The organism is Pseudomonas batumici (assembly GCF_036585405.1).
GTDB classification, from domain to species: Bacteria; Pseudomonadota; Gammaproteobacteria; order Pseudomonadales; family Pseudomonadaceae; genus Aquipseudomonas; species Aquipseudomonas batumici.
The window spans coordinates 6,388,462-6,414,195 of sequence record NZ_CP144470.1 but is presented as its reverse complement, the minus strand read 5'-3'; the positions used below and the strand labels follow the sequence as shown (position 1 = coordinate 6,414,195).

Annotated in this window: 26 protein-coding genes and 2 pseudogenes; 17 read left to right on the top strand and 11 right to left on the bottom strand. The window is 59.8% G+C overall.

Annotated elements, in window-relative coordinates; translation table 11 throughout:
• The first annotated feature begins 41 nt into the window (after positions 1–41).
• Positions 42–1,799, top strand: coding sequence for a gamma-glutamyltransferase (ggt, locus tag NUH87_RS29560; protein ID WP_338523811.1), 1,758 nt, complete (start codon positions 42–44; stop codon positions 1,797–1,799).
• Positions 1,800–1,858: 59 nt separating this feature from the next.
• On the opposite strand, the gene NUH87_RS29555 is transcribed toward ggt, so the two are convergent.
• Positions 1,859–2,020, bottom strand: coding sequence for a hypothetical protein (locus NUH87_RS29555; protein WP_338527071.1), 162 nt, complete (start codon positions 2,018–2,020; stop codon positions 1,859–1,861).
• A gap of 200 nt (positions 2,021–2,220) precedes the next feature.
• Between NUH87_RS29555 and NUH87_RS29550 the strand changes: the two genes are divergently transcribed.
• Positions 2,221–2,853 (top strand): LysE family translocator, encoded by a 633-nt coding sequence (locus NUH87_RS29550; protein WP_338523810.1) that lies wholly within the window; start codon positions 2,221–2,223, stop codon positions 2,851–2,853.
• A 96-nt stretch (positions 2,854–2,949) separates the two neighbouring features.
• On the opposite strand, the gene NUH87_RS29545 is transcribed toward NUH87_RS29550, so the two are convergent.
• Positions 2,950–3,684, bottom strand: a complete 735-nt coding sequence (locus NUH87_RS29545; RefSeq protein ID WP_338523809.1) for a helix-turn-helix transcriptional regulator — start codon at positions 3,682–3,684, stop codon at positions 2,950–2,952.
• Between the two features lie 114 nt (positions 3,685–3,798).
• Between NUH87_RS29545 and NUH87_RS29540 the strand changes: the two genes are divergently transcribed.
• Positions 3,799–4,464 carry a YebB family permuted papain-like enzyme gene (locus NUH87_RS29540; protein ID WP_338523808.1) on the top strand — a complete coding sequence of 222 codons (666 nt, stop codon included), beginning with the start codon at positions 3,799–3,801 and terminating at the stop codon, positions 4,462–4,464.
• 20 nt (positions 4,465–4,484) lie between these two features.
• The gene (locus tag NUH87_RS29535) at positions 4,485–4,886 is read left to right on the top strand and encodes a hypothetical protein (protein ID WP_338523807.1); all 402 of its coding nucleotides are present in this window, start codon (positions 4,485–4,487) and stop codon (positions 4,884–4,886) included.
• A 92-nt stretch (positions 4,887–4,978) separates the two neighbouring features.
• On the opposite strand, the gene NUH87_RS29530 is transcribed toward NUH87_RS29535, so the two are convergent.
• The 4 genes from NUH87_RS29530 to NUH87_RS29515 all read right to left on the bottom strand — a co-directional run bounded on the left by NUH87_RS29530 (position 4,979) and on the right by NUH87_RS29515 (position 10,030).
• The gene (locus NUH87_RS29530; RefSeq protein ID WP_008011722.1) at positions 4,979–5,527 is read right to left on the bottom strand and encodes a cupin domain-containing protein; all 549 of its coding nucleotides are present in this window, start codon (positions 5,525–5,527) and stop codon (positions 4,979–4,981) included.
• A 226-nt stretch (positions 5,528–5,753) separates the two neighbouring features.
• The gene (locus tag NUH87_RS29525; protein ID WP_338523806.1) at positions 5,754–7,037 is read right to left on the bottom strand and encodes an FAD-binding oxidoreductase; all 1,284 of its coding nucleotides are present in this window, start codon (positions 7,035–7,037) and stop codon (positions 5,754–5,756) included.
• Positions 7,038–7,089: 52 nt separating this feature from the next.
• Complete coding sequence (locus tag NUH87_RS29520) at positions 7,090–8,580, bottom strand: aldehyde dehydrogenase (protein ID WP_338523805.1); 1,491 nt, start codon at positions 8,578–8,580, stop codon at positions 7,090–7,092.
• A gap of 73 nt (positions 8,581–8,653) precedes the next feature.
• On the bottom strand, positions 8,654–10,030 hold the full coding sequence (locus NUH87_RS29515) for a glutamine synthetase family protein (protein ID WP_338523804.1): 1,377 nt from the start codon (positions 10,028–10,030) through the stop codon (positions 8,654–8,656).
• A 280-nt stretch (positions 10,031–10,310) separates the two neighbouring features.
• Between NUH87_RS29515 and NUH87_RS29510 the strand changes: the two genes are divergently transcribed.
• From NUH87_RS29510 to NUH87_RS29495, 4 genes are all read left to right on the top strand, one after another.
• Positions 10,311–11,072, top strand: a complete 762-nt coding sequence (locus NUH87_RS29510) for a gamma-glutamyl-gamma-aminobutyrate hydrolase family protein (RefSeq protein WP_338523803.1) — start codon at positions 10,311–10,313, stop codon at positions 11,070–11,072.
• A gap of 222 nt (positions 11,073–11,294) precedes the next feature.
• Positions 11,295–12,437, top strand: coding sequence for an ABC transporter ATP-binding protein (locus NUH87_RS29505; RefSeq protein WP_338523802.1), 1,143 nt, complete (start codon positions 11,295–11,297; stop codon positions 12,435–12,437).
• Between the two features lie 23 nt (positions 12,438–12,460).
• Positions 12,461–13,345, top strand: a complete 885-nt coding sequence (locus NUH87_RS29500; RefSeq protein ID WP_422393963.1) for an ABC transporter permease subunit — start codon at positions 12,461–12,463, stop codon at positions 13,343–13,345.
• Positions 13,342–14,232, top strand: coding sequence for an ABC transporter permease subunit (locus NUH87_RS29495; RefSeq protein ID WP_338523800.1), 891 nt, complete (start codon positions 13,342–13,344; stop codon positions 14,230–14,232). The genes NUH87_RS29500 and NUH87_RS29495 overlap by 4 nt, the downstream gene beginning before the upstream one ends.
• 53 nt (positions 14,233–14,285) lie before the next feature.
• On the opposite strand, the gene NUH87_RS29490 is transcribed toward NUH87_RS29495, so the two are convergent.
• On the bottom strand, positions 14,286–14,714 hold the full coding sequence (locus NUH87_RS29490) for a TOBE domain-containing protein (protein ID WP_338523799.1): 429 nt from the start codon (positions 14,712–14,714) through the stop codon (positions 14,286–14,288).
• A 90-nt stretch (positions 14,715–14,804) separates the two neighbouring features.
• Here NUH87_RS29490 and NUH87_RS29485 point away from each other — a divergent pair.
• Positions 14,805–14,894, top strand: a pseudogene (locus NUH87_RS29485) (class I SAM-dependent methyltransferase); the annotation flags it as partial.
• Between the two features lie 96 nt (positions 14,895–14,990).
• On the opposite strand, the gene NUH87_RS29480 reads toward NUH87_RS29485, so the two are convergent.
• The gene (locus NUH87_RS29480) at positions 14,991–15,374 is read right to left on the bottom strand and encodes a hypothetical protein (protein WP_338523798.1); all 384 of its coding nucleotides are present in this window, start codon (positions 15,372–15,374) and stop codon (positions 14,991–14,993) included.
• Positions 15,375–15,784: 410 nt separating this feature from the next.
• On the opposite strand from NUH87_RS29480, the gene NUH87_RS29475 reads away from it, so the two are divergent.
• The 4 genes from NUH87_RS29475 (at position 15,785) to NUH87_RS29460 (ending at position 18,878) form a co-directional block, all read left to right on the top strand.
• Positions 15,785–15,973 carry a DUF1843 domain-containing protein gene (locus NUH87_RS29475; RefSeq protein ID WP_338523797.1) on the top strand — a complete coding sequence of 63 codons (189 nt, stop codon included), beginning with the start codon at positions 15,785–15,787 and terminating at the stop codon, positions 15,971–15,973.
• 33 nt (positions 15,974–16,006) lie between these two features.
• Positions 16,007–16,642: a DUF1842 domain-containing protein gene (locus NUH87_RS29470; protein ID WP_338523796.1), complete on the top strand. Its 636-nt coding sequence runs from the start codon at positions 16,007–16,009 to the stop codon at positions 16,640–16,642.
• A 51-nt stretch (positions 16,643–16,693) separates the two neighbouring features.
• A complete protein-coding gene (locus NUH87_RS29465; protein ID WP_338523795.1) occupies positions 16,694–17,275 on the top strand; it encodes a DUF1842 domain-containing protein in 582 nt (193 codons plus the stop codon).
• 139 nt (positions 17,276–17,414) lie between these two features.
• On the top strand, positions 17,415–18,878 hold the full coding sequence (locus NUH87_RS29460) for a GDL motif peptide-associated radical SAM/SPASM maturase (RefSeq protein ID WP_338523794.1): 1,464 nt from the start codon (positions 17,415–17,417) through the stop codon (positions 18,876–18,878).
• A gap of 130 nt (positions 18,879–19,008) precedes the next feature.
• On the opposite strand, the gene NUH87_RS29455 is transcribed toward NUH87_RS29460, so the two are convergent.
• Together NUH87_RS29455 and wrbA are read right to left on the bottom strand one after the other, a co-directional pair.
• Entirely contained in the window at positions 19,009–20,133 is a 1,125-nt protein-coding gene (locus NUH87_RS29455; protein WP_338523793.1) for a hypothetical protein, read from the bottom strand.
• A 419-nt stretch (positions 20,134–20,552) separates the two neighbouring features.
• Positions 20,553–21,155, bottom strand: coding sequence for an NAD(P)H:quinone oxidoreductase (gene wrbA / locus NUH87_RS29450; RefSeq protein ID WP_338523792.1), 603 nt, complete (start codon positions 21,153–21,155; stop codon positions 20,553–20,555).
• A gap of 161 nt (positions 21,156–21,316) precedes the next feature.
• Between wrbA and NUH87_RS29445 the strand changes: the two are divergent.
• Positions 21,317–21,525: pseudogene (locus NUH87_RS29445) on the top strand (hypothetical protein).
• Between the two features lie 48 nt (positions 21,526–21,573).
• Here NUH87_RS29445 and NUH87_RS29440 read toward each other — a convergent pair.
• Complete coding sequence (locus NUH87_RS29440) at positions 21,574–22,758, bottom strand: sugar transporter (RefSeq protein WP_338523791.1); 1,185 nt, start codon at positions 22,756–22,758, stop codon at positions 21,574–21,576.
• Positions 22,759–22,969: 211 nt separating this feature from the next.
• Between NUH87_RS29440 and NUH87_RS29435 the strand changes: the two genes are divergently transcribed.
• The 3 genes from NUH87_RS29435 to NUH87_RS29425 are packed head-to-tail and all read left to right on the top strand — an operon-like array spanning position 22,970 to position 25,646.
• Entirely contained in the window at positions 22,970–24,625 is a 1,656-nt protein-coding gene (locus NUH87_RS29435) for a M64 family metallopeptidase (RefSeq protein WP_338523790.1), read from the top strand.
• Positions 24,626–24,661: 36 nt separating this feature from the next.
• On the top strand, positions 24,662–25,030 hold the full coding sequence (locus NUH87_RS29430) for a hypothetical protein (RefSeq protein ID WP_338523789.1): 369 nt from the start codon (positions 24,662–24,664) through the stop codon (positions 25,028–25,030).
• Positions 25,031–25,043: 13 nt separating this feature from the next.
• Entirely contained in the window at positions 25,044–25,646 is a 603-nt protein-coding gene (locus tag NUH87_RS29425; protein WP_338523788.1) for a hypothetical protein, read from the top strand.
• Positions 25,647–25,734 lie beyond the last annotated feature (88 nt).

The following is a 25,734-nucleotide window of genomic DNA, read 5'->3' as shown; positions in this document are numbered from 1 at the left end:
TACCGCTGCCTCCCAGTAAGCCTCGACAGGCTGCGGCCCTCATGGCCGCTATGCAATTGGTCTTTTATATCGGCGCCAGTGCCCTGAGTGCGAATGCCCAAGCCGCCAGCGAACCGGCGGTGGAAGCCAGGCACGGCATGGTGGTGAGCTCGCAGCGCCTGGCCTCGCAAGTGGGCGTCGATATTCTCAAGATGGGCGGCAACGCGATCGATGCCGCGGTAGCCGTGGGCTATGCGCAAGCCGTGGTCAACCCCTGCTGCGGCAATATCGGTGGCGGCGGCTTCATGACCCTGCACCTGGCCGACGGGCGCGACACGTTCATCAACTTCCGCGAGACCGCGCCAGCGGCGGCCACCACCAACATGTACCTGGACGACAAGGGCAACGTGCGCAAGGACGCCAGCCTGGACGGCTATTTGGCCGCCGGCGTACCCGGTACGGTAGCCGGACTGGATCTGGCGCTGCAAAAATACGGCAAGCTGACGCGCGCCCAGGTGATGGCGCCGGCCATCAAGTTGGCACATCAGGGCTTCGTGCTGACCCGCGCCGACACCGACATTCTGGACGCCAAGACGCAGGGTTTGCGCAAAGACCCGGTGGCCGCGCGCATCTTCCTGCGTCCGGACGGCAGCCCGTTACAGCCGGGCGACCGGCTGGTGCAGAAGGATCTGGCCAATACGCTGGAAGCCATCTCCAAGCACGGGCCGGACGCCTTTTACAAAGGCCGCATCCCGCAGGCGGTCGAGCGGGCCTCCAAGCAAGGCGGAGGTATCCTGACCGCGCAGGACTTCGCCAATTACAAGGCGGTGGAGACCGCTCCGCTCAGTTGCAGCTACCGGGGCTATACCTTTATCTCTTCGCCACCACCGAGCTCCGGCGGCACCGCGATCTGCGAGACCCTCAACATCCTCGAGGGCTACGATCTGAAGGCCATGGGCTATGGTTCGGCGCAACAGGTACACACCCTGACCGAAGCGATGCGCTACGCCTACGTCGATCGCAACAATCTGCTGGGCGACCCAGCCTTCGTGCATAACCCGCTCGACAAGCTACTGAGCAAGGACTACGCGGCGCAGACCCGCCTGCATATCGAGGCGGACAAGGCCACGCCGTCGAAGCAGGTTCAACCGGGCATGGAGCCGCATGAAAAGCCGGAGACCACCCACTACTCGGTGGCCGACAAGGACGGTAACGCGGTCTCCACCACCTACACCGTCAACGGCCTGTTCGGCGCCGGCGTGATCGCACCGGGCACCGGCTTCCTGCTCAATGATGAAATGGACGACTTTACCGTCAAAGTGGGCGAGCAGAACCTGTTCGGCCTTGTGCAGGGCGTGACCAACGCGATCGCGCCAGGCAAGCGTCCGCTATCGTCCATGTCCCCTTCCATCGTCACCAAGGACGGCAAGCTATTCCTGGTGCTCGGCTCGCCGGGCGGTTCGCGCATCATCACCGCCACGCTGCAGTCGGCGCTCAACATCATCGACTACGGCATGGAACCGCAAGAAGCGGTGAGCGCTCCGCGTATCCACCATCAGTGGCTGCCGGATCAGGTGTCGTATGAAACGCGCGGCCTGTCACCCGACACGGTAAAGACGCTCACCGGCATGGGCTACAAGATGGTCGAGCAGACTCCGTGGAGCGCGGTGGAGCTGATCATGGCCGGCATCCCGGGCGCACCGGGCCTGAAGGAAGCCACTTCGGGCAACGACGCGGCACTGTCCGGCAAGGTGCACTCCGGCTACTACTACGGTGCCAACGACATCCGCCGCCCGGCCGGCGCAGCGATCGGCTACTAAAAGCCAGTCCTTTCCGTTTCACCCGGGCGGGGCCACCCCGCCCGTCTCTGCAGTAGAAACTAGAGAGATGAAGAGAGCCTGTTAGATGGGGACGCGCCGTCAAGCAGGGCATCCACTACCGCACGCGCCACCTCCACCGAATGCAGCATGCCCCAGAACAGCGCCCGTTCGACGGGGTTGGTATGCAGGCTGATTTCGTCGCCATTGAGTTCCGCAGTCACCTTTATTCTTCTCGGGATGCCCCTTGAGGAGCCTTCGCGGCGGGCGTTTCAATGGGGTTTAACCGTACAAAGTGTCTTGTGTAGGCGCTTACAGACAAACTTGCTAGACACTCGGAACTATGGGACCTTGACCAGGGTGGCACACTACTTGCGGGCGGCTAGCATCTTTGACAATTCCATCTGGATTAAGGATTTTCCCTTTGGCACTGCACCTCTGGTTTACTTTCGCACTGGCCTACTTGGCAACTACCCTGTCCCCCGGCCCAAACGTACTATTGATCGTGCGCAACGCGCTGCGCTATGGGCCTCCAGCCATGGCTGTGACACTTCTCGGAAACCTTGCCGCTCAGTTGCTGGTTACCAGCGGCGTCGCACTGGGCGTGGGCGCCATCCTTATTGCCGTGCCTACGGCATTTCTGGTTTTGAAGGTCGTTGGAGCCGGTTACCTGATCTACCTCGGGTTGCGACAAATGTTGACCCGTACGCAGGTAGTCCATCCAAAAGGAGAGGTGCAAACCAGCCCGCCGTCATCAAAATGGAAAATTGGCATGGAGGCGTTTCTGGTCTCCGCGAGTAATCCCAAAACGCTCATTTTTCTCTGCGCTTTTTTACCGCAGTTTCTTGATCATGACCGCCCCATTCCTGGGCAGTTCTTGATGATGTACCTCACCCTTGCAGCCATCGTAGTTATCGTCCATTCAGTTTACTGCTACACCGCTTACCGATTCAGTAGACGCCTCAGCTCCGCACATTGGGTTGCGGCCCTTAAGCGCACCACAGGGGCAATTTTCATTGGTCTGGGCGTACGTTTGCTGAACACCAAGGCGTTGTGAGCCGAAGTCTGGCAAATCCAATCTATTCGCGTTGCAGGGCGGGCTAGATGACTTAACCGAACGGTTACGATCGCCCTACGTTCTCCCTGCTTTCGACTACATCCGCTTAAGCTTTCTGAATGCCTGTGGCTCCCATACACGCATCGCCAGCAGGAGCGCAGTGCCGCGTTTCTCGGACAACGGGGCGGTCAACGACTCGTTGTGAAGCGCTGCCAGTTTGCTACGCAACCGGTGCATTTCGACCTGCAACTGGGCGTACGCCGACTGCGTCAACATGCCATGGGCAAAGTCCAGGGTCTCGTCAGGTTCGTCGAACCGACTGCCCATGAAATCGGGTAACCCCTGGCGCACGAAGAAGTGCCGGATAGGGCCGTCCGGCAGCCAATCAAAGTCTCGCGCCACCAGCAGCCTGATCCGGTTTCCCGGCTTCAGGTCCGCCAGGCCCATCCGTTCCAACACCAGCAGGTGCTTGATGCACTCGGCTTTCGACAGGTGATAGGCAGACACCATGTCTTGCAGCGACCACTGGTTCAGCGCACACACGGCCACCAACAGCAACTTCTCGTTTGAGACAAGCTGCGCTTCCTGCTCACGCGTCAGCATCTGCAGGCGCGGTGTCGACAACTCGGCCTCCTGAAGCAACTCCGCCATCGTGAGCCCCAGCAGATCACCGAACTGGGCGAGGCGCTCGACCGTCAGGCGCCCGCCGGCCAGCAGGCGCTTCACGCTGGGCTCCGACAGCTCAAGCGCTTGTGCAACGTCACGATAGGTCATTCCCTCTGACTTGAGGCGCTGCTTGATCGTCGCAATGAGCTGGATAATCTGGGTCATATAAGTATTGGAATCCGATACCAAAGGTATCAGTTTAAGGAAAACTCAAGGATAAAGGTGTGAAACCCGCAACCTCCTCCCATACTGGCTCATCAAAAGGACAAGGAGACCGGTATGTTCAACAGCAGCGGGATGATCAGCACCACACCTTCGCCTGGCAGGCACACGAATCCGCGTGTCACGCGACCTGCGGCCGGAGTAGCGGACAGACCGCCGATGGGTGATCTGCAAATCGGCGACCTGGTGTTCATCCGTGTCACCGCCCGCCCCTTCCTGGAAGTGGCTAACGCCACCAACTCATGGACCAACCATGTGGGCGTCATCGTCGATAACCGAGGCGACGAGCCACTGATTGCGGAGAGCACTTTTCCTTTTGCCCGAACAACGCCGATGACGCGCTTCCTGGAACGTTCCGAGCACGGGCGCTGCGCAATCGCAAGGCTGACCGCACCGCTCGACGAGCAGCATCGCAGTGTGCTGGTGAAGGCCGCCACTCGCAGGATGGGTACGTTCTACGACACCGGTTTCAACATCGGTTCGCGACGCCAGTTCTGCTCTCGCTTCGTTCGTGAAGTCATCCAGGAGGCGACTGCGATTCAGCTCGGCGAAGTGGAGACCTTCGCCACGTTACTGCACCAGAATCCCGATCCGAAGCTCACCTTCTGGCGTTTCTGGTACTTCGGCCGAATTCCATGGCAACGCTGCACAGTCACTCCAGCAAGCGTGCTTCGAAGTCCGCATTTGCGGGTCATTTTCCAGGCTGCCACAGCAAATCCATAACACAGAATGGGCAAGACACTATGTTTCGCTTCATCTTAATCACTTTCTGCGCGTTGGCGCTTCCGGGATGTGTAGGCATTACCGCTGTATCAGGAGAATGCCATGAAGTTCCATACCAGGCATCCAAGGCCAGGATTCATGAAGCCATGGGAGAGCCTTACCGCATAGAGCACGGTGAAGATGGCAAAGAGCTCTGGCATTATCGGAATGGTCTGAAGTGGAGAGGCGTATTTGCTTTCTTAGTGATCATTCCAGTTCCTCTGGTTGCCCCAATTGGGCTCGATGATCACACCTTCACGTTTGAAGGTGATTCCAGCCGATCCGAAGCAGTAGACGTAGATATGCCAGAAAGACCATTCATGTGCGGCTGGATGATGCGAAACGAGGGTGAAGGCAGCAAACTCCGGTGTGGCTTTGATTAAGACAACGCAAATCCACGGTCAAGGGTGCATTGGGTGATGCCCGCTGCCCCTCGAGCATCCGTTATATGGCAAGCTGTGAGGCCACTTTCACATCAGAAGTTAGCCGGCGTATTCGCGCTGATGATCTCTGCCTCATCCGCGCCAATATTGCGAAACCGATGCGGCAGCGTCGTCGGAAAGTAATACCCATCCCCGGCATTCAACACGCTGATCTGCCCATCCACGGTGAGCTCAACCGTCCCCCGTGTCACCAGCCCACACTCCTCCCCTTCGGCGTGCACGATCGGCTCCTCCCCTGAACTGGCGCCCGGTGCGTATTGCTCGCGCAACAAGCGCATCTGCCGGCTCGGCACCGAAGCGCCAATCAGCAGCAACCGCAAGCCATGACGCCCGAGATCCGGTTGTTCATTGGCGCGGAAGACGTATTGGTGTTCGCGGGGCGGCTGGTCGAAGGTGAAGAAGTCCGCCAAAGACATGGGGATGCCTTCCAGCAGTTTCTTGAGGGAACTGACAGACGGACTGACGCGATTCTGTTCGATCAGGGAAATGGTGGCATTGGTGACGCCGCTACGCCGGGCCAGCTCGCGCTGGGACAGTTTGTAGCTTTCGCGTACTAATTTGAGTCGTGAGCCCGTGTCCATGACAGCCTTATGTGAGAACGACTGAAGGGTGATGGGGGTCGGTGGCGGGCGACGGGCGCCGCAAATCGCACCGTCCCCCTATCCCAGAAACGTGAAAGGCGGCTATTAAATCACGTTTGTTCGCGTCGCTCAGCAGGTTCGACAAATGGCCGATAAATAGAGCCGGCGCATGATCACTGTCAGTCCATGCGCGACACCTGTGGCGTGGCCGCCAGAGGGGTTGACGCTAGATCCCGAAACGGTCACGCATGGCGTAATACGCGGCGCCCATGGCGGTGAGCGGCGCCTGGAAGGTCCGGCCACCGATCATCGGCATGTGCGGCAGGGAGGCGAACGCGTCGAAGCGTTCGGCATCGCCACGGATCACCTCCGAGATCAGTTTGCCGGCCAGGTGCGAGCAGGTGACGCCGTGGCCGCTGTAGCCTTGCATGTAGTAGGCGTTCTTCTCGATACGGCCGAATTGCGGCATGCGTGACATGGTCAGCAGGAAGTTACCGGTCCAGCGGTAGTCGATTTTCACGTCCTTCAATTGCGGGAAGGTCTTGAGGATTTTCGGCCTGATCAGTTGCTCGATATCGTCCGGTTCGCGGGCGCCGTAGACCACGCCACCGCCGTACAGCAGGCGGTTGTCGGCGGTCAGGCGGTAGTAATCCAGCAGGTAGTTGCAGTCTTCGACGCAGTAGTTGTGGGTGATCAGACTGCGGGCCACTTTTTCCGACAGTGGCTCGGTCACGACAATTTGCGAACCGCAGGGCATGCTTTTGCGGGTCACGCGGCTGTCGAGGTCCTGAGGCAGGTAGGCGTTACCGGCGATCAGCAGGTACTTGGCCCGAACCACCCCTTTGGCGGTGCGCACGGTGATCGGCTCACCGTAAGTGATGTCCACGGCGGCCGATTGCTCGAAGATCTTGCCGCCCAGGCCGATGATGGCCGAGGCTTCACCAAGTGCCAGGTTCAGCGGGTGGATGTGCCCGCCCTGCATGTCCAGCAGGCCGCCGACGTAGTTGTCGCAGCCCACTTCACGCTTGATATCAGCCGCATCGAGCAGTTTCAGGTTCTTGTTGCCGTAGCGCTCCCAGCTGCTTTTCTGCTCGGCCAGGCCTTTGAACTGCTTCTTGTTCAGTGCAGCAAAGACACCACCCGGACGGTAATCACACTGGATGTCGTAGTGCTGTATGCGCTGACGGATGATGTCGGCGCCTTCAAACATCATGCTGCCGAGCACTTCGGCCGTCTTGTCGCCGTAGCGTGCCTCGATGACGTCGACGTCACGGCTGTAGGAGTTGACCAGTTGACCGCCGTTGCGACCGCTGGCACCGAAACCGACTTTGGCGGCCTCGAGCACGGTCACGCTGTAGCCCGCTTCGGCGAGGAACAGGGCCGAGGACAGGCCGGTGTAGCCGGCGCCGATCACGCAGACATCGCATTCCACCAGTTCCTCAAGAACCGGGAAGTCGCCTGTGTGATTGCGGGTCGCGGCGTAGTAGCTGTTTACATGAACTTGTTTCATAAATTTCTCCGATGGCCGCCGGCACGCGCCGGCGACCGCCGTTGCAAAGGTGTCAGAGCTTGATCCAGGTCGCTTTGAGTTCGATGTATTTGTCGAACGCATGCAGCGATTTGTCCCGACCGTTACCCGACTGCTTGAACCCGCCAAATGGCGCGGTCATGTCGCCGCCGTCGTACTGGTTGACCCAGACGCTGCCGGCACGCAAGCCGCGAGCAAAGGTGTGGGCCTTGCTCAGGTTGCTGGTCCACACGCCGGCGGCCAGACCGAAGAGGCTGTCATTGGCAATCGCCAGTGCTTCCTGCTCGGTGTCGAAGGTGATCAGCGACAGCACCGGGCCGAAGATCTCTTCCCGGGCGATGGTCATGGCGTTGGTCACGCCGTCGAAAATCGTCGGTTCCACATAGAAGCCACCGGTGGCGTCGAGGGTGCGCCGACCGCCCGCAATCAGTTGGGCGCCCTGCTCTTTGCCGATCTGGATGTAGCGCAGGACCGATTCCAGCTGGCGCTGATCGACGACCGCGCCAACGGTGGTCGCCGGGTCCAGGGCATGCCCCGGCTTCCAGGCTTGCAGGGCTTCCACCAGCAGCGCAATGAATGGCTCGCGAATCGAGCGCTCCACCAGCAGGCGCGAACCGGCGGTGCAGACTTCGCCCTGGTTGAAGGCAATGGCGCTGGCCGCCGCTTGTGCCGCCGCGCGCAAATCCGGCGCGTCGGCAAACACCACGTTCGGACTCTTCCCCCCCGCCTCGAGCCAAACACGTTTCATGTTGCTTTGGCCGGCGTAGATCAGCAGTTGCTTGGCAATCGCCGTCGAGCCGGTGAAGGCCAGCACGTCGACATCCATGTGCAACGCCAGCGCCTTGCCGACGGTGTGACCGAAACCCGGCAGGACGTTGAACACGCCTTTCGGGATACCGGCGTCCAGCGCCAACTGGGCGATACGGATAGCCGTCAGTGGTGACTTTTCCGAAGGCTTGAGGATGAACGAGTTACCGGCCGCCAGCGCTGGGGCGAACTTCCAGCTGGCCATGATCAGCGGGAAATTCCACGGCACGATGGCCGCTACGACACCAGCAGGTTCGCGGGTGATGAGGCCCAACTGGTCGTGCGGTGTGGCCGCGACTTCGTCGTAGATCTTGTCGATCGCTTCGGCGCTCCAGCGGATCGCGTTGGCGGTCGCCGGGATGTCGATGGCCATGGCGTCGCTGATGGGCTTGCCCATGTCCAGGGTTTCCAGCAGCGCCAGTTCTTCCTGGTTGGCCAGAATCAGGTCGGCGAAACGAATCAGGATACGCTTGCGCTCGACCGGCGCGAGCTTGGCCCAGACGCCGGATTCGAATGCCTGGCGCGCGACGATCACCGCCGTATTGGCATCGGCTTCGTCGGTGCTGGCGACGTTCGCCAGAAAGCGACCGTCCACCGGGCTGATGCATTCGAAGGTTGCGCCGCTGAGTGCCGGGCGGTATTGGCCATCAATGAAGGCCCGCCCTTCTAGTGTCAAGGACTGAAAGCGTTGCTCCCAGTCGCTGCGAGTGTTTGCCATGAAAGTGACCCTACGCAGAAAAACAAGTAATCGTCAGACCGATGGCCGTCAGGTCATGACGGCCATTAGCCAATCAAACCGTGTGCAAGTACCAGTTGTACTCGAGGTCCGAGATGGAGTTCTCAAACTCGGCGAGCTCACTTTCCTTGCACGCCACGAATACGTCGATGTACAGCGGGTCGATGTATTGGGCCATGACTTCGCTGTCGTCCAGCTCGCGCAGGGCATCGCGCAGATTGTTCGGCAGGCTCTGTTCGTTCTGCTCGTAGCTGTTGCCTTCCACCGGTGGGCCCGGTTCGATTTCGTTGGTCAGGCCGTGGTGAATACCGGCCAGAACGGACGCCATCAGCAGGTACGGGTTGGCGTCGGCGCCGGCAACGCGGTGTTCGATGCGCACGGAGTCGGCGGAACCGGTCGGTACACGCACCGCAACGGTCCGGTTGTCGATGCCCCAGCTCGGCGAGTTCGGCACATAGAACTGCGCACCGAAACGACGGTACGAGTTGACGTTCGGGCAGAGGAAGGCCATCTGCGCCGGCAGGGTCTCGAGCACACCGCCGATCGCGTGACGCAGCGCGGCGTTCTGCTCGGGATCCTCGCAGGCAAAGATGTTGTTGCCTTGCTTGTCGAGAATCGAAATGTGCACGTGCAGGCCATTGCCCGCCTGGCCCGGATACGGCTTGGCCATGAAGGTGGTGTCCATCTCATGGTCGTAGGCGATGTTCTTCACCACACGCTTGAGCAGCACCGCGTAGTCGCAGGCCTTGATCGGGTCGGCGACGTGATGCAGGTTGACTTCGAACTGCGCCGGGGCGCTTTCCTTGACGATCGCGTCAGCCGGAATGCCCTGCTCTTTCGCCCCTTCGAGGATGTCCTGCAGGCAGTCGACGTATTCGTCGAGGTCATCGATCAGGTAGACCTGGGTCGACATCGGACGCTTGCCGGACACCGGCGAGCGTGGCGACTGCGGACGACCGTTCACGTTGTCCTGGTCGATCAGGTAGAACTCGAGTTCAAAGGCGGCGCAAATGGTCAGGCCCATGTCATCGAACTTGCTGACGACCTGACGCAACACTTCCCGCGGGTCAGCGAAGAACGGCTGGCCTTCAAGTTCGTGCATGGTCATCAACAGTTGCGCGGTCGGGCGCTTCTGCCAAGGCTCGATGCTGAGGGTATTGGGGATGGGGTAGCAGATCCGGTCCGAGTCGCCGATGTCCAGACCCAGCCCGGTGCTTTCCACCGTCGAGCCATTGATGTCCAGGGCAAACAGTGACGCCGGGAGGTTGATGCCGCTCTCGTAGACCTTGTGGAGACTGGTGCGCTCGATGCGCTTGCCGCGCACCACGCCGTTCATATCCGCAATCAGAAGGTCGACGTACAAAACCTCAGGATGTTTCTTAAGGAATGCGTTCGCTTCATTGAGCTGAACGGCACGCGGGGGTACCGACATGATGCACCTTTTTGTGTTAATTATTATGTTCACCGCCCTTTCACGCCCCCAGTCAATCCGAAAGGCAAAGTGAAGTCAATAGCGAACACCTGGCCTCTCAGCGTTATTTTTCGGGCCATTATTGGGGTGACGAAGTGCCGGATCAGCCTTGACGCACACGTAAAGCATGAGCACCTGACGCACAGTGTTTAGGATTTTTTACATTAAGGTTGTCAATTAAAATCAACAAAGCTAAGCTCCGGAAAAGCTCGTTCAAGTGTGAAACTTCGAGGTGATAAAAATGGCACTCAAGCCATTGATCGGCGTTACTGCGTGCGTCAAACAGATTGGCCTGCACCCCTACCACGTCAGCGGCGACAAGTACCTGCGTGCTGTCAGCGTCGCGGCGTCGGGGCTGCCGGTGGTCATTCCTTCCCTGGCTGAACTGACCGAAATAGATGAGCTGCTCGCGCATCTGGACGGCTTGTTACTGACCGGCTCGCCGTCGAATGTGGAACCCTTCCACTATCAAGGCCCTGCCAGCGCACCCGGTACGGATCACGATCCGGCGCGCGATGCCACCACCCTTCCCCTCTTGCGTGCCGCCATTGCGGCGGGCGTTCCGGTGCTCGGCATCTGCCGCGGCTTTCAGGAAATGAACGTGGCGTTCGGTGGCAGCCTGCATCAGAAGGTCCATGAACTCCCCGGTTTCCTCGATCACCGCGAGGCGGATCATCCGGATCTGGCCGTGCAGTACGCACCGGCTCATGCGGTCAACGTGCAACCGGGCGGCGTGTTCGAGGCGCTGGAGCTGCCTCGGGTGTTCCAGGTCAATTCGATTCACAGCCAAGGCATCGACAGACTGGCCCCCGGCCTGCATGCCGAAGCCGTCGCGCCGGATGGTTTGATCGAGGCGATTTCCGTCGCGCACAGCAAGGCGTTTGCCGTCGGTGTGCAATGGCACCCGGAATGGCAGGTCCTGGACAACCCGCCCTACTTGAGTATTTTCCAGGCGTTCGGCGAGGCCTGCCGACAACGCGCGGCGCTTCGTGATACGCGCTGACTGACGACTTCAAGACCCACTCAACGATTTAACTGCCCCCGTGAAACAGGTGGGCGTGTCCTTGCGCGCCCGTCCTTCACGACAACAACAAACCGCAATAACAACAAGTACAACCAGGCAGCCAGGACGGCGGCGCCGAATAAGCCCGCTCGCTGCGGGCTGCAATCAACTATTAAGTCGGGCCGCGTTGGCCTGACGACTGAAACCTGTTGGGAGTTTCACATGGCAAACGCCTCCAGCACCTATAGGAAGGCTCTTGAAGGTCACCAGGCACCGAAACAGGTGCTGGTCAAGATCGACAGGGTCACGAAGAAGTTCGACGAAACCATTGCCGTGGACGATGTGTCCCTGGAAATCAAGAAGGGCGAAATCTTCGCCCTGCTGGGCGGATCGGGTTCGGGCAAGTCCACCTTGCTGCGCATGCTGGCCGGCTTCGAGCGCCCGACCGAAGGGCGGATTCTCCTCGACGGTGTCGACATCACCGACCTGCCGCCCTACGAGCGGCCGATCAACATGATGTTCCAGTCCTACGCGCTGTTCCCACACATGACCGTGGCGCAGAACATCGCCTTCGGCCTGCAACAGGACAAGCTCCCCAGGACCGAGATCGATGCCCGCGTGGCCGAAATGCTCAAGCTGGTGCAGATGAGCCAGTACGCCAAGCGCAAGCCACACCAGCTGTCCGGTGGCCAGCGTCAGCGCGTGGCCCTGGCCCGCTCCCTGGCCAAGCGGCCGAAGCTGTTGTTGCTCGACGAACCGATGGGTGCACTGGACAAGAAGCTGCGTTCGCAGATGCAGCTTGAGCTGGTCGAGATCATCGAACGGGTCGGTGTGACCTGCGTGATGGTGACCCACGACCAGGAAGAAGCCATGACCATGGCCGAACGCATCGCCATCATGCACCTGGGCTGGATTGCCCAGATCGGCAGCCCGGTGGACATCTACGAAACCCCCACCAGCCGCCTGGTCTGCGAGTTCATCGGCAACGTGAACGCCTTTGACGGCACGGTCGTTGATGATGCCGAAGGTCACGCGGTGATCAGTTGCAAGGACCTGGACCGCGCGATCTACGTCGGCCATGGCGTCAGCACGTCGGTGCAGGACAAGTCGATCACCTACGCGATTCGCCCGGAAAAACTGCTGATCACCCTGAAGAAGCCCGAGTGCGAGCACAACTGGTCCAGCGGCAAGGTCCATGACATCGCCTACCTGGGCGGCCACTCGGTGTTCTACGTCGAGTTGCCGAGCGGCAAGCTGGTGCAGTCCTTCGTCGCCAACGCCGAGCGCCGTGGCGCGCGGCCGACCTGGGGTGACCAGGTCTATGTCTGGTGGGAAGACGACAGCGGCGTGGTACTGCGCTCATGAATCTCAAATCCCTGGTGCAACGAATGACCCCCAGTGGCCGCCAGGCGGTCATCGGGATTCCCTTCCTCTGGTTGTTCCTGTTCTTCATGCTGCCGTTCTTCATCGTCCTGAAGATCAGCTTCGCCGAAGCGGACGTGGCGATTCCGCCGTACACCCAGATCTACGGCTTCGTCGAACAGAAGCTGCAGATCATCCTCAACCTCGGCAACTACACGATGCTGGGGGGCGACGAGCTGTACCTGGCGGCCTACCTCGGTTCGCTGCGGATGGCCTTCTTCAGCACGCTGCTGTGCCTGCTGATCGGCTACCCGATGGCCTACGCCATTGCCCGGGCGCGCAAGGAAGTGCAGACCGTGCTGGTGCTGCTGATCATGATGCCGACCTGGACGGCGATCCTGATCCGCGTCTACGCCTGGATGGGGATTCTCAGCAACAACGGGCTGTTGAACGCCTTCCTGATGGGGATCGGGCTGATCCACGAGCCCTTGCAGATCCTCAACACCAACCTCGCGGTCTACATCGGGGTGGTCTATTCCTACCTGCCGTTCATGGTCCTGCCGCTCTACGCCAACCTGGTGAAACATGACCAGAGCCTGCTGGAAGCCGCCTCGGACCTGGGTTCGAGCACCTTCAACAGCTTCTGGAAGATCACCGTGCCGCTGTCCAGGAACGGCATCATCGCCGGCTGCATGCTGGTGTTCATCCCGGTGGTGGGCGAGTTCGTGATCCCCGAGCTGCTCGGCGGTCCGGAAACCCTGATGATCGGTAAAGTGCTGTGGCAAGAATTCTTCAACAACCGTGACTGGCCGGTGGCGTCCGCGCTGGCCGTGGTGATGCTGGCGATCCTGATCGTGCCGATCATTCTGTTCAACCGGAGTCAGGCCAAAGAGATGGAGGGCAAGGAATGAAGCGCTTCAGTTTTTCGAACCTGATGCTGGTGCTGGGTCTGTTGTTCATCTACCTGCCAATGCTGATCCTGGTGATCTACTCGTTCAACGCCTCCAAGCTGGTGACGGTGTGGGGCGGCTGGTCGGTGAAGTGGTACGTCGGCCTGCTGGACAACACCCAACTGATGGGCTCGGTGGCCCGCTCGCTGGAAATCGCCTGCTACACCGCGGTGGCCGCAGTGGCGCTGGGGACCCTGGCGGCGTTCGTCCTGACCCGGGTCACCCGCTTCAAGGGCCGCACGCTGTTCGGCGGCCTGGTGACGGCGCCGCTGGTAATGCCGGAGGTGATCACCGGTCTGTCGCTGTTGCTGCTGTTCGTGGCCATGGCGCAGTTGATCGGCTGGCCCCAGGAACGTGGCCTCGTGACCATCTGGATCGCCCACACGACGTTCTGCTCGGCCTATGTGGCGGTGGTGGTGTCGGCGCGCCTGCGTGAGCTGGACCTGTCCATCGAGGAGGCGGCCATGGACCTGGGCGCCAAGCCGTGGAAGGTGTTCTGCCTGATCACCATCCCGATGATCGCGCCGTCGCTGGCGGCGGGGGGCATGATGTCCTTCGCGTTGTCCCTCGACGACCTGGTCCTGGCCAGCTTCGTTTCGGGGCCGGGCTCGACCACCTTGCCGATGGAAGTGTTCTCGGCGGTGCGCCTGGGCGTGAAGCCGGAGATCAACGCGGTGGCCAGTCTGATTCTGCTGGCGGTCTCGCTGATGACCTTCTTTGTCTGGTACTTCGGTCGTCAGGCCGAAGAGCGCCGCAAGAAAGCCATCCAGCAGGCCATCGAGGAAGCCGCGGCGGACTCCTGGAAACAGCCGGACGTGCGTCGGGCGCCGGTGGCTGAGGCCGCGTAGGTTTCAAGCGTTTCGTCAGAATACTGACCTGGTCCTGTACCGGGTCAGTCCACTCAGACCGGGACACCCAGAATGATGTGGGAGGCCTTGATGACCGCAGTGGCACTGACACCCGGTATCAGGCCCAGCTCTGCGACGGCATCACGGGTCACGATCGAATACACCTTCGAACCGCCGGCCAACTCGATCACCACTTCGGCGTTGACCGCACCATCATTGACAGTCAGCACCTTGCCCTCCAGGCAGTTGCGAGCAGAAAGGCGAATGTCGCTGGACTCGGTCATCAGCATCACCCAAGGCGCCTTGATCAGCGCGATGGCCTCTTTGCCTACCGCGATACCGAGGTTGCGGATGCTTTCCAGGGTCACTACGGCTACCAGTTGTTCACCACCTGGCAGCGTCAAGGTCACTTCGGCATTGACCGCGCCTTCCTGTACCTGGCTGACCTGGCCCTTGAAGACGTTGCGTGCACTGACTTTCATGAGACGAACCCCTTTGTTGACTTTAGAGTTAGGATTTTCCGTGCATCATCAAGACTAGCGCTGTGTAAAAACAACTATAGCGCTCGACCTGGGTGCGGTGAGGGGTGGCTGTTGCGTGAGCTGAATAAACGGGGCATCAACGCAGCCGGGGTGGATGGCGATGCGACGCTGGTCGAGGCGGGGCACTGGTGATCCAGACGCTGCACTCGTGGGCCGCAGCGGCTGCGCGCCATTGAAGGGAAGCGGTGCAATCTGGATCAGGTCTACGCAGTGCGCTTAGTGCGCACCAAACAAGGCGAATACACCCATCACCGCCCACAGAACTGATACATATTGCATGGGCACAAAAAATAACGTGTGTTTCTTGCGAATGATAACTTCGCCACCCGTGCTTTTATCTATGTAGGTTTTGCCTGGCTGATTATTCAGCCAGTGGCCGACATAGGCGTTGACGGCCGCGCCAACCAACAGGCCGACCCCCAGCCCGAGCCCGTTCGGCAGCCCGGTGAACGGCACCATGCAAAGTACCGGGATAAGAATCGAAAGAAAGCCCCATCCTTGCCAAATAATAAAAAACATAACGCGTCCCTGGTTAATTTTTAAGGCGCGCAATCTATCAATAAAAATACACAACAGCAACATTTTGAAATATTTCGCCATCCACAGGGTTCAAGGGGCAGTGGCAATCCATGTCATGTATTTGCGCACCCTGTCCAGCCCCCACCACAGACCCGATTTTCGTAAATCCCCTCCGCAGCGCGATCAAGTTTTGCAACGTGACGGTTTCGGCGTGATGACCGTTCGGCGCTTTTTCTGGCGAGATTAGAAAATCATACCTAGGGTTACGTTGCTGGTGAAAGGCCAGCACTGCGAGTGCCAGAAAGGGCACCGTGATTGACAGCAATGCCAAGGAAAATCAGGGATGGTTTGTGCTTGCGATCCTCTATTCGCTCGCCCTGAGCAACGAGCCACCCCCTGCGTTTCGTTGTTTTCTCTCAAGAAAAGAAAGATGAGGGTGCCCTCCTTCCCGGAAGGGCGGTATTGGCAACACCACGGAAGGATCCATCGTTATGAGCCGTTCAACGCCACACTTCTCACCCCCTTATGGGACCGCCATCCACGACGCCATCGAGGAAGGCAATCTGCAGCAGATGAAGACGTTGCTCAAGCAACGTGACTCAACGAAGCCGCAACCGAAAGACCTGCAAACCGCGTACGAAAAGCTGGCCAAGGAAGTTTCCCGTTTGGAGAAGCTTTAGGGCCTTTCTCTCAATGCAATGGAGGCAATCACTATGTCTGGTTCCACTCAGCAATTTGTCGGCTTGTTCCCACTCAGCTATCGCATTGGCACTAATGCCCCAGGGGCACAAAGCCTGACGCTCAACCTGCTGGTTTTTACGCCAGAGCAGAGTGTCAGTGGTACTGCCGTCATCACCCAGGCGACCAACCCGCCGCTCGAGCTGCAGTCGGATGTCTGGGGTGAGTACACCTACATGACGGTCATGTCACCGGCCGTCAGCAAAATCCTGATTACCGCTCAAGGCAACCATGGCGGTCCGAGCTCGAACTCTGCGGTGAACTTCAAGTTGCACCTGGTGGTGGGCAGTGACTGGAAAGAAGGCGTGGCCAACTACCAGTACCTGGATGGCCAGCGCTGGGTTCAGGTCAACAACGCCCCCGCACACCTGGAGCAACCGGTGCAATCCAACGTCGCCTATGTACCGACGGGCCCTGGCCCGGTCATTCTGCCCTACCCACCCATCATGCCCCTGTACGCAGCGCCTATTCAGAGTGCCATTGCCAGCGGTGACCTGGCCCAGATGAAACACCTGGCCGGCCTTGCCAAACAGCAACTGGAGCGGCAACCCCAGCTGCAGAGCGCACTGGAAGCCGCGAAGAGCGAAATCAGCAGGCTGGAACGTCGCTGACTGGCGGCTCGATCAGACTGAACTGTCCGCATACATCAAGGGAGTTGCACCATGTCGATTGGACTTTTTCATACCCGCCTCAGCGCCCACAACTCGCTGCTGGGCTCACCCGTACTCACCCTCGATCTGCTGGTTGATACGGTTCACAAGACCGTCAGCGGGATTGCCAGTGTTTTTGCGAGCACCTACCCACCGGTCAATTTCCGCGCCCGGGTCTGGGGCAATTACTCCGAGGCCAAACTGACCGCCTCGGTCGAGAACCACATTGTGCTCACCTTGTCGGGTAGCCCGAGCGGCCCGCTCAGCCAGATCGCGGAGACCTTTCATCTCAAGGGTATCCTCGGCGCTGATTGGACCAGCGGGTTTGTCGACTATAGCTACGTCGAAAATGGCCAAGAGCATTACGTCAGGCACGCCGCGGTCAGCCCGGCCCCCGTCTCGCAGCCTGAACCGGGGACGCATCACCCCATGCCGCTCTACGCCGTAGCGTTGCAACAGGCACAAGCCAGTGGCGATCTGGCGCAGCTGAAATCCGTTGTACGCCAGGGAGAACAGCAACTGGCTCAACACGGTGTACTGCAAAGTGCCCTGGAGCAATTGAACGCGGAAATCGCACGCCTGGAAGCGCGCTGATCCGCTTTGCCCGGGCGAGGCCGATTCAGGTCTCGCCCGGGTCTTTCCAACCCGAGGTCAATCCAGTCGCGCCATCGACGTAATGGAAGGCGCGAACACTTCGATGGACTCGTATCGCGCCCGTGTACAAGGAGGTTCCATGTCAGACAGCCGCCCTGCCCGCTACCTCAGCGAAACCGACCTCAAACGCTACGTGCCGGTGCATGTGGTCTGGGAAATCACCCTGGCCTGCGACCTTAAATGCCTGCACTGCGGCTCACGCGCGGGCCATCGACGTCCCGATGAATTGAACACGCAGGAATGCCTGGAAGTGATCGACTCGCTGGCGGCCCTCGGCACCCGGGAGATCACCCTGATCGGAGGTGAAGCCTATTTGCGCAAGGATTGGACGCAACTGATCCGAGCGATCCACGATCACGGCATGTACTGCGCCATACAAACCGGTGGACGCAACCTGACGCCTGCCAAGATGCAGGCTGCGGTCGAGGCCGGCCTCAATGGTGTCGGCGTTTCACTCGACGGTCTTGCCCCGCTGCATGACGCGGTACGCAATGTGCCGGGCTCGTTCGACAAGGCCGTGGATACCTTGCGCCGCGCCAAACAAGCCGAACTCGCCGTGAGCGTCAACACGCAGATCGGCGCGGCCACATTGCCGGATTTGCCGGCGCTCATGGACACCATTATCGACCTGGGTGCCACTCACTGGCAGATCCAGCTCACGGTCGCCATGGGCAATGCCGTCGATCATCCCGACCTGCTGCTACAGCCCAGCCAGTTGCTGGAGGTGATGCCGTTGCTGGCGCGGCTTTACCGGGAGGGGGTCGATCGCGGCCTGCTGATGAACGTGGGCAACAACATTGGCTACTACGGCCCTTACGAACATATCTGGCGCGGCTTTGGTGACGAGCGCGTGCATTGGAGTGGCTGCGCCGCCGGCCAAACGGTTCTGGCACTCGAGGCCGATGGCACGGTGAAAGGCTGCCCCTCCTTGGCCACCGTCGGTTTTTCGGGCGGGAACGTGCGCAAGATGAGTTTGCACGACATCTGGCATTACAGCGAAGGCATGCACTTCGGGCGCCTGCGCTCCGTCGATGACCTGTGGGGCTATTGCCGAAGCTGTTACTACAACGATGTCTGCCGGGGTGGCTGCACCTGGACATCACACTCCCTGCTTGGCAAACCCGGCAACAATCCTTACTGCCATTACCGTGCGCTGGACCTGGAAAAGCAAGGGCTGCGCGAGCGCATCGTGAAAATCGAAGACGCCCCGCAGGCCTCCTTCGCGGTCGGGCGCTTCGACCTGATTACCGAACGCATCGACACCGGCGAAAAAGTCGGCAGCGTCAGTGATAGCGGCCAGGTGATCAAACTGGCGTGGGCCAATCAAGGGCAGAAATCGCCGGATGAAGGGCGTATTCCCGTGCAACTGACCCTGTGCCGTGGCTGCCTGCAATACATCTATCCTCACGAGTCGACCTGCCCACACTGCAAAGCCGATGTGGCGGCTGCCGAAGCGGGACACCAGGCCGACCGCGCCAGGCAACAAGCCATCATGAATACCCTGACGGAGATCCTGGGGATTGCGCCTACTAACTTGATGTAGCGATTGCACGGGCATTTTACCAGGGAGCGAGACCGGCTTTCAGGGGATGGGCGGGAGGCTCTTGCATTAATTAACGCTGCAGAAGCGCCCTCCTCGTTTTAACAAACAACTCCTGAACGGCCTCTGCCTGTTAAGCTGGCGTGGTTGGTAATGGTACGCGCACAAATGTAATTTCTTCAATGCTGGCATCTGCTGCCTGCAAGAAGATCCTCAAATCCGAACCAGAGAGAAGCGCGAGAAGTTTGGTCGAAGGCAAGGTAAGCAGAGTCGACAACTTTAGTGACCTGAGGGTAGCGTTAAGATTTTCCGTAAGATTACTCTGCACCCAGGCATTGTTGGTGCACACGCACTCCCATATATTTTCCGCACTATCAATAAAGTACACATAGAGCGTGCCTGCTTCTGTGCAGACGCCAGTCAGCGGGCTTCCGAGCTTAGCGAGAAGGGGGGCGCCACTATTGTTGGTAATCGGCTGATCCTGCCAAGATCCATTGTAGTGAAGTTGCATCACATTGCCGCCAGAAGAAATGTAGAACAGGTTTGGATTATTTTGGGAATCAACAAAGCCAAAAAGTGGGCTCAGATTATCTGGGGCCAAGACGGTATTCGGTGTTAGGTCTCCGTGAGTCCAGCCACTACCTGTCCAGGCAAGCTCATGGATGTGGCCATCAACTTTTCCATAATAATACACTCTGGACCTGTTGTTAGAGAGGTAGAATGCAACCATCTCTCGACTTGGGTCTGCAAGCGGAGCGTTGGCGGCATCGGTTATGCAACAGGAGGAAAAGCTAAAAAGTTCAGATGAGGGCTTCTGGCTGAACTCATAAATCTTATTGTCTTCGCCCACGCAGTAAATCCGAGTATTTGCCCCATCAAAACTAAATCCAGCCAATCGGGAATTGCTTGCAATGGAAATCGATGGTATTTGCAGTGGTTGTATTTTTTTCCATAGAGTAGGTTGTGCGCCCACCCGAGCCTGATAAATTCCCGATATGAGATTCTGGCTATCCAGGTAATAGACCTGGCTATGTATGCTTCGCTCTTTTTGTGGAACGAACAAGAGCGAAAGTGCATTGCCAATAGGTGTAAGCGTGTCTTGGCTCGTGGAGATAAGACTTTGAAAAGAGAGGTCTGACCATCCAGAGGCAGTTTGTTGCCGCTGGATGCCTGCCAATGTGGCATCAATGAAATACAATGTTGCGGCTGCTTGATCGATGTATCCTGTCAGTGGAGTATTGCTCTTTGGCGTGGACATAGCACTCTCCTGCTAATGGTCGATTTCGGCTCGGTTGTTGTACATTGATTTATTTAGCCATAATAAACATACCAAAAAAAATCGATACCCTGGCAAATTTTTAATGAGCACCTCGAATTATTCAACTTTCGGCGGAGCATGACCTACAAACCCGTTACTTGAGGCAAGGCCAAGGCATTTTAGGTTCCGTACGAAAAGTACTGCCGTCAATGATGCGTCGTGGAAACCGTTGGGATAGACCAATGGAGCGTGTGTTTCGCAGCTTGAAAACGGAGTGGGTACCAACTGTGGACTATAGATGGTGCTCAGTCTGTAAACAGGTCAGAGAAAACGACGCATGAAGGATACTCATGTCAGGCTCAGCGTAGAGCCTGACATGAGGCGAGTGGCGGCGAGAGAGTCGACTCGAGGCGCTCGGATTAACCGGCGATCTTTATGGCGATCTCAGCGACGTGCTTACCTTGGAAACGCGCAATATCCAATTCATTCGGTGATGGTTGCCGACTTCCATCGGCTGCTGCCAGGGTTGTGGCTCCATAAGGTGTACCGCCGGTGATCTCGCCCATATTGCTCAATCCCGGACAGGTGTAAGGTACCCCCACGATCACCATGCCCTGGTGCAGTAGCGTGGTATGGAACGAGGTAATGGTCGTTTCCTGGCCGCCGTGCTGGGTGCCGGTCGACGCGAAAACGCTGCCGATCTTCCCAACGAGAGCGCCTTTCATCCACAGGCCACCGGTCTGGTCGAGGAACGTGCGCATCTGTCCGGCCATATTGCCAAAGCGCGTCGGTGTGCCGAAGATGATGGCGTCGTAGTTGCCCAACTCGTCAGGCGTCGCCACCGGCGCCTTCTGGTCGAGCTTTGCACCGTAAGCGGCAGCCTGCTCGGCGGGGATCGTTTCAGCGACCCGCTTGATCGTCACGTCAGTGCCAGGCACTGATCGTGCGCCATCGGCGACTGCCTCAGCCATCGTTTCGATGTGACCGTACATTGAGTAATAGAGAACCAGTACCTTAGCCATGATGCCTCCTGGGTTGGGAGTCACTCGGTGTGATTTGAGGAGTCTTGAATCGAACCGCATGCACGAAAATTAACACTAGCACCCGTTACCAGGATCTGTAGGAAAACTCGCCGAGCGGCGATCATGATCAATCTCCCCCCCTAACAGTTGAAGCTCTAAAAATGCCAAAGACAAAACCGGCGGGTACCGCGACAGCAACGGCTGCTGATATCGAAAAATCAATCCAGGCCCTGAACAAAATGGCTGAACGCCTTTGGGGGATGGCAGGGAGAACGAGGCAAAAGCACTCCTCGATGCGCTGGACGCGTTAAACCGGGCGCTGGACAGGATCCGGATCGGCGAGAGTCGCAGGGTTGTGACGCTCCATTAAGAAGCCAGAGACCAGATCGGCCCTTTGTTCGCGCAACAAAAACAGGACTCAGCTCCCCGCCCCGGCCCGGCCGGCGCGATAGACCGAGAGGCCGTAGAACGCCAGCGCCAGACCCGCCAACACGCCTCCCACCACGCCGACATAGGCAAACCCGAGTTGCCGCCCTACCCAACTGCCCACCAGCGCCCCACCACCGATACCAATGTTGTAGATCCCCGAGAACAGCGCCATTGCCACATCGGTTGCGTCCGGCGCCAGCACCAGCACCTTCGACTGCAGCGACAGCCCGAAGCAGATGATCGCCATGCCCCAGAACACGCTGAGTGCCCCGAGCGTCGACACCTCGCCGCTCAAGGGCAACAACAAAGCCAGGCACACCACCAGCAACAAGGTGGCCACCAGCAGAAAGCGCTGCGGGTATTGCCGATTGAATCGACTGAACAGCAGCGACCCGAAAATCCCCGCACCGCCGAACAGCAGCAGGATAAAAGTCACCACCTCGCCGCTCATGCCGGCCACGGTTTTGATGAACGGCTCGAGATAGCTATAGGCCGTGAACTGAGCCGTGATCACCGCAGCCGTCAGGCCGTAGACCGCCACCAGTGCGGGGCGCTTGAACAGCACGGGCAGGCTTTTCAGGGAGCCCGAATTCTGGCTCGGCAGCAGCGGCAGGCTTCTGCCCAGCCAGAGCACCAGGGCGCCCGCCATCAACGCGATCACGAGAAAGGTGATGCGCCAGCCCATGGCTTCGCCGAGCATTCGGCCCAGCGGAATCCCCAGCACCAACGCCATGGACGTCCCCGTCGCCAGCAGGCCCAGCGCCTGCACCTGCTTGCCCGCAGGCGCCACCCGCACCGCGAGGGACGCGGTGATGGACCAGAACAGCGCATGGGACAAGGCGACCCCCACCCGGCTCACCAGCAGGACGCCAAAGCTCGCGGCCAGACTGGACAGCACATGGCTGACAATGAACAGGCCGAACAGCACCATCAACAGCTTGCGTCGTTCGACGTTTCGGGTGAGCAGCATCACCGGCAGCGATGTCAGGGACACCACCCAGGCATAGATCGTCAGCATCAGTCCGACCTGTGCGCTCGACAGGTCGAAGCTGTCGCCGATGGCACTCAACAGGCCGACTGGCACGAATTCGGTGGTGTTGAAGACAAAGGCCGCCAATGCCAGTGCAATGACCGGTTGCCAGTTGTCGGTGTTTTCAGTCGCGGGGGTACTCATTTAAAAATCCGTCATACGCTATCGAAGATCAACTGGCCGGTGGCTCATGGGCCGGACAGCCGAAAGGAAATCCGGCCGAGGTGAATCCTATTAAATTTTGTCGGATAGCCTTGACGGTCCCTGAACCACAACGGCAGTATGCTAGCACTCGAAGTAGGACAGCTCGCTTTTTCCAGTAGGAATCTCGACCTTAGGGATGAGGGTATTTCGCATGGATGTGGCTTCGTACACGAAAATCGTCGACAACGGTGCCGACGGAAAACGTTTCATCCTCGCCATCACCGGCGACGGTTTTACTTCCAGCCAACTCGGTGCCTTCCATCAGGCCACCGCCACGCTGATTGCCGGCCTTGGTACGATCATCCCGATCTCATGGCGCCTGCAGGACGCGATCAATGTCTATCAGATCGATACCGCTTCCAGCCAGTCGGGGCTTTCCAGCAACAGCGCACTGGGCACCGCTTCGTGCGGTCCGGGCGGTTGCCTGGCCGCAGATGCCGGCAAGGTCTCGACCGCGGTAAACGCCTCGGGCATCACCTGGCACCTGGCGGTGGTGATCGCCAACACCCCTGGCGCCGGTGGCAGCTTCGGCGGCAGCCTGTGCACCGTCACCCTCGACAGCGGCAACGTGACGATCCTCGCCCGGGCCATCGCCCACCTGGTGGCCGGCCTGGGCGTGGAATACGACACCGTGTCGCAGAACTACCCGGACAGCGAGCCGAGCAGCCCCAACCTCACCACCCTCCGCCCGGACAGCAACACGCTCAAGTGGAAGCAATACCTCACGCCGGGATACACCACCCTGCCTTCCAACCCCTCGGCCAGCGGCTGGCAGCCGTGGATGATCGGCGCCTTCGAAGGGGGTGGCAATTACGCCAAGGGCATCTATCGGCCCAGCCAGAACTGCCTGATGCGCACCCCGGGCGCAGCCTTCTGCCTGGTCTGCTATGGCGAACTGCTCAAGGCCTTCGCGCCCTATCACCAGACCACCGGCCTATCCTGGCTGGCCAGCCAGAACTACCAGGGCCAGTGGTCGCCGGTGCAAGCGGTCGCGGCACCGGTACAGCCGTCGCCAATCCAAGCCATGGCCACCACCAGCCTGTCCAGCCGGCTGTACGTGCTCACCTTGGCCAACGGCGTGATCGGCCACAACTCGGCCACGGTGGTCGGCAACTGGAAAAGCCAGCGTCCGCAGCAGCTGGATAACGGTGCCATGGGCGTGGTCACGGATATCGCCGCCACCCTCTACGGCTCGGTGGTGGTGGTCGCGGCGCTGTCCGGCAACCAGGTCTGGCTGGCCAGCCAGCCCGCCGGCGGCACCTGGAGTGCATTCAGCGCCATCGGCTCCAGCGGCCTGCCCACCGGCTGCACCCGTGTCACCTGCGCGGTGGTCAGCGGCCAGTTGTTCGTCTTCGCCTCCGGCAGCAAGGGCATCTGGCTCAGCGTGCGCAACGGCGCGCAGACCTGGGACGCCAACTGGAGCGAGGTCACTGAAAAACTGGGCCTGAGCGCCGGCTCGTCGATCGACTGCATCGCCGCCGGCGTCGCGCCCCAGGGCCAACAAATCCACGTTTTCGCCGCCCAGGGCAACACGCTCAAGCACGTCAAGGTCAATACCGCGCGCTACTGGCAGGGCCTGGAAACGGTCACCAGCATCGGTTTGACGCCGGCCCTGGACCTGAACTGCGCGGTGCGCGACGAAGCCTTCGTGTTCCTCGCCGCGGCCACCGCCAAGGGCCCGGTGAGCGCCACGCGCAATGCCGTGGCCTGGCCCACCAACGCCGCCTCCCTATCCTCCCTGCCGGCCACAGTCAGCCGTGTCTCAGCAGGGTTCCTGTCCGGCACGCTTCTGGCCGCGGCATCCTGACCCACCCACACAGCAAGGCCATCATGGAGAACGCTTATGAGTAGTGGCGGCGGCAGTAGCCCAACCCCTAACCGTATCTGCACCGGTTCCATCACCACCAACCAGAGGCTGTGGCTGGTCAGCGAAAAGTACAGCCTCACCGGCGCCAACTGGCAGAAGACGCCGATCACCCAGGTACAGCCTGGCACTACGGAGCTGTTCGTCGCCAACGGCGAAACCCCCAACGGCCAGGTCACCTACCAGACCCAGGATGGCACCCAGTTCATCCTGGTGTTCACCATGAATGGCAGCAATACCGCCAACATCCTCGGCAACGGTGGTGCGGCCCCGGCGTACAACTACTCCAAGAACTACCCCACCACAGGGGACACCATGACGGTCTCCTATACCCTTTCCAACGCCTGAGGAGGAACCCGTCATGAGCTACACAATGTCCGTGGATCGGGTGATCCAGCTCAGCCGTTGCGATGACTTCCCTGAAGCGACCATCCGCCAGATGTTCGCCGCTCACAAAGCCACCGAATTGCCGCTGCCGGTACTCGCCACCCTGGAGATCCCTCTGTCGGTGAAGGTGTTCCTGGCCCTGCAGGATGAGTTCTTCAGCCCCGAGGAATTCCGCGAGCTGGCGGTGCAGTTCGCCAAGCGCGCCGCCGCCCATGACACCGCCGTGGCCGGCAATCACTTCGTCACCAGCGCCTTGGCTGCCTATGATCAGCTGCTGACCCAGAGCCGTGCCAAGGCCGTACAGGGCGTGCTGGCGAAGGCCGCCATGCAGGTCAGCGGCTACCGTGCCGCGGTCAAGGCGATGATCCAGCCCGATGCCAACGGCGGGGTCAAGCCGGCGCTGCAAGCCGTCGCGGCCTACGAGGCGGTCTGGTTCGCCGGCTATGAAACCAACGGCATCGCCTGCCGCAATGCAGCCTCCTGCGCCGTGGCCGCAGTACCCAAGCCGCAGGCCGATGCCGAACTGCAATGGGTGTTGAAAGAGGCCGTGGACAAGACCCTGGCACGGGCGGCTTGACGTGACGGACCTCACCGCTGGTCTGGATGTAGCCGACGCGCTGACAAGGCTGCGGCGGGGCCCATTGATCCAGCGGGGGGGCGAGCCA

What these genes read in the sequence shown, in the direction of transcription:
- ggt (WP_338523811.1), top strand. Translation starts at nt 42, where the DNA reads ATGGCCGCTATGCAATTGGTCTTTTATATCGGCGCCAGTGCCCTGAGT.
- NUH87_RS29545 (WP_338523809.1), bottom strand. Translation starts at nt 3,684, where the DNA reads ATGACCCAGATTATCCAGCTCATTGCGACGATCAAGCAGCGCCTCAAG.
- NUH87_RS29540 (WP_338523808.1), top strand. Translation starts at nt 3,799, where the DNA reads ATGTTCAACAGCAGCGGGATGATCAGCACCACACCTTCGCCTGGCAGG.
- NUH87_RS29535 (WP_338523807.1), top strand. Translation starts at nt 4,485, where the DNA reads ATGTTTCGCTTCATCTTAATCACTTTCTGCGCGTTGGCGCTTCCGGGA.
- NUH87_RS29530 (WP_008011722.1), bottom strand. Translation starts at nt 5,527, where the DNA reads ATGGACACGGGCTCACGACTCAAATTAGTACGCGAAAGCTACAAACTG.
- NUH87_RS29525 (WP_338523806.1), bottom strand. Translation starts at nt 7,037, where the DNA reads ATGAAACAAGTTCATGTAAACAGCTACTACGCCGCGACCCGCAATCAC.
- NUH87_RS29520 (WP_338523805.1), bottom strand. Translation starts at nt 8,580, where the DNA reads ATGGCAAACACTCGCAGCGACTGGGAGCAACGCTTTCAGTCCTTGACA.
- NUH87_RS29515 (WP_338523804.1), bottom strand. Translation starts at nt 10,030, where the DNA reads ATGTCGGTACCCCCGCGTGCCGTTCAGCTCAATGAAGCGAACGCATTC.
- NUH87_RS29510 (WP_338523803.1), top strand. Translation starts at nt 10,311, where the DNA reads ATGGCACTCAAGCCATTGATCGGCGTTACTGCGTGCGTCAAACAGATT.
- NUH87_RS29505 (WP_338523802.1), top strand. Translation starts at nt 11,295, where the DNA reads ATGGCAAACGCCTCCAGCACCTATAGGAAGGCTCTTGAAGGTCACCAG.
- NUH87_RS29500 (WP_422393963.1), top strand. Translation starts at nt 12,461, where the DNA reads ATGACCCCCAGTGGCCGCCAGGCGGTCATCGGGATTCCCTTCCTCTGG.
- NUH87_RS29495 (WP_338523800.1), top strand. Translation starts at nt 13,342, where the DNA reads ATGAAGCGCTTCAGTTTTTCGAACCTGATGCTGGTGCTGGGTCTGTTG.
- NUH87_RS29490 (WP_338523799.1), bottom strand. Translation starts at nt 14,714, where the DNA reads ATGAAAGTCAGTGCACGCAACGTCTTCAAGGGCCAGGTCAGCCAGGTA.
- NUH87_RS29480 (WP_338523798.1), bottom strand. Translation starts at nt 15,374, where the DNA reads ATGGCGAAATATTTCAAAATGTTGCTGTTGTGTATTTTTATTGATAGA.
- NUH87_RS29475 (WP_338523797.1), top strand. Translation starts at nt 15,785, where the DNA reads ATGAGCCGTTCAACGCCACACTTCTCACCCCCTTATGGGACCGCCATC.
- NUH87_RS29470 (WP_338523796.1), top strand. Translation starts at nt 16,007, where the DNA reads ATGTCTGGTTCCACTCAGCAATTTGTCGGCTTGTTCCCACTCAGCTAT.
- NUH87_RS29465 (WP_338523795.1), top strand. Translation starts at nt 16,694, where the DNA reads ATGTCGATTGGACTTTTTCATACCCGCCTCAGCGCCCACAACTCGCTG.
- NUH87_RS29460 (WP_338523794.1), top strand. Translation starts at nt 17,415, where the DNA reads ATGTCAGACAGCCGCCCTGCCCGCTACCTCAGCGAAACCGACCTCAAA.
- NUH87_RS29455 (WP_338523793.1), bottom strand. Translation starts at nt 20,133, where the DNA reads ATGTCCACGCCAAAGAGCAATACTCCACTGACAGGATACATCGATCAA.
- wrbA (WP_338523792.1), bottom strand. Translation starts at nt 21,155, where the DNA reads ATGGCTAAGGTACTGGTTCTCTATTACTCAATGTACGGTCACATCGAA.
- NUH87_RS29440 (WP_338523791.1), bottom strand. Translation starts at nt 22,758, where the DNA reads ATGAGTACCCCCGCGACTGAAAACACCGACAACTGGCAACCGGTCATT.
- NUH87_RS29435 (WP_338523790.1), top strand. Translation starts at nt 22,970, where the DNA reads ATGGATGTGGCTTCGTACACGAAAATCGTCGACAACGGTGCCGACGGA.
- NUH87_RS29430 (WP_338523789.1), top strand. Translation starts at nt 24,662, where the DNA reads ATGAGTAGTGGCGGCGGCAGTAGCCCAACCCCTAACCGTATCTGCACC.
- NUH87_RS29425 (WP_338523788.1), top strand. Translation starts at nt 25,044, where the DNA reads ATGAGCTACACAATGTCCGTGGATCGGGTGATCCAGCTCAGCCGTTGC.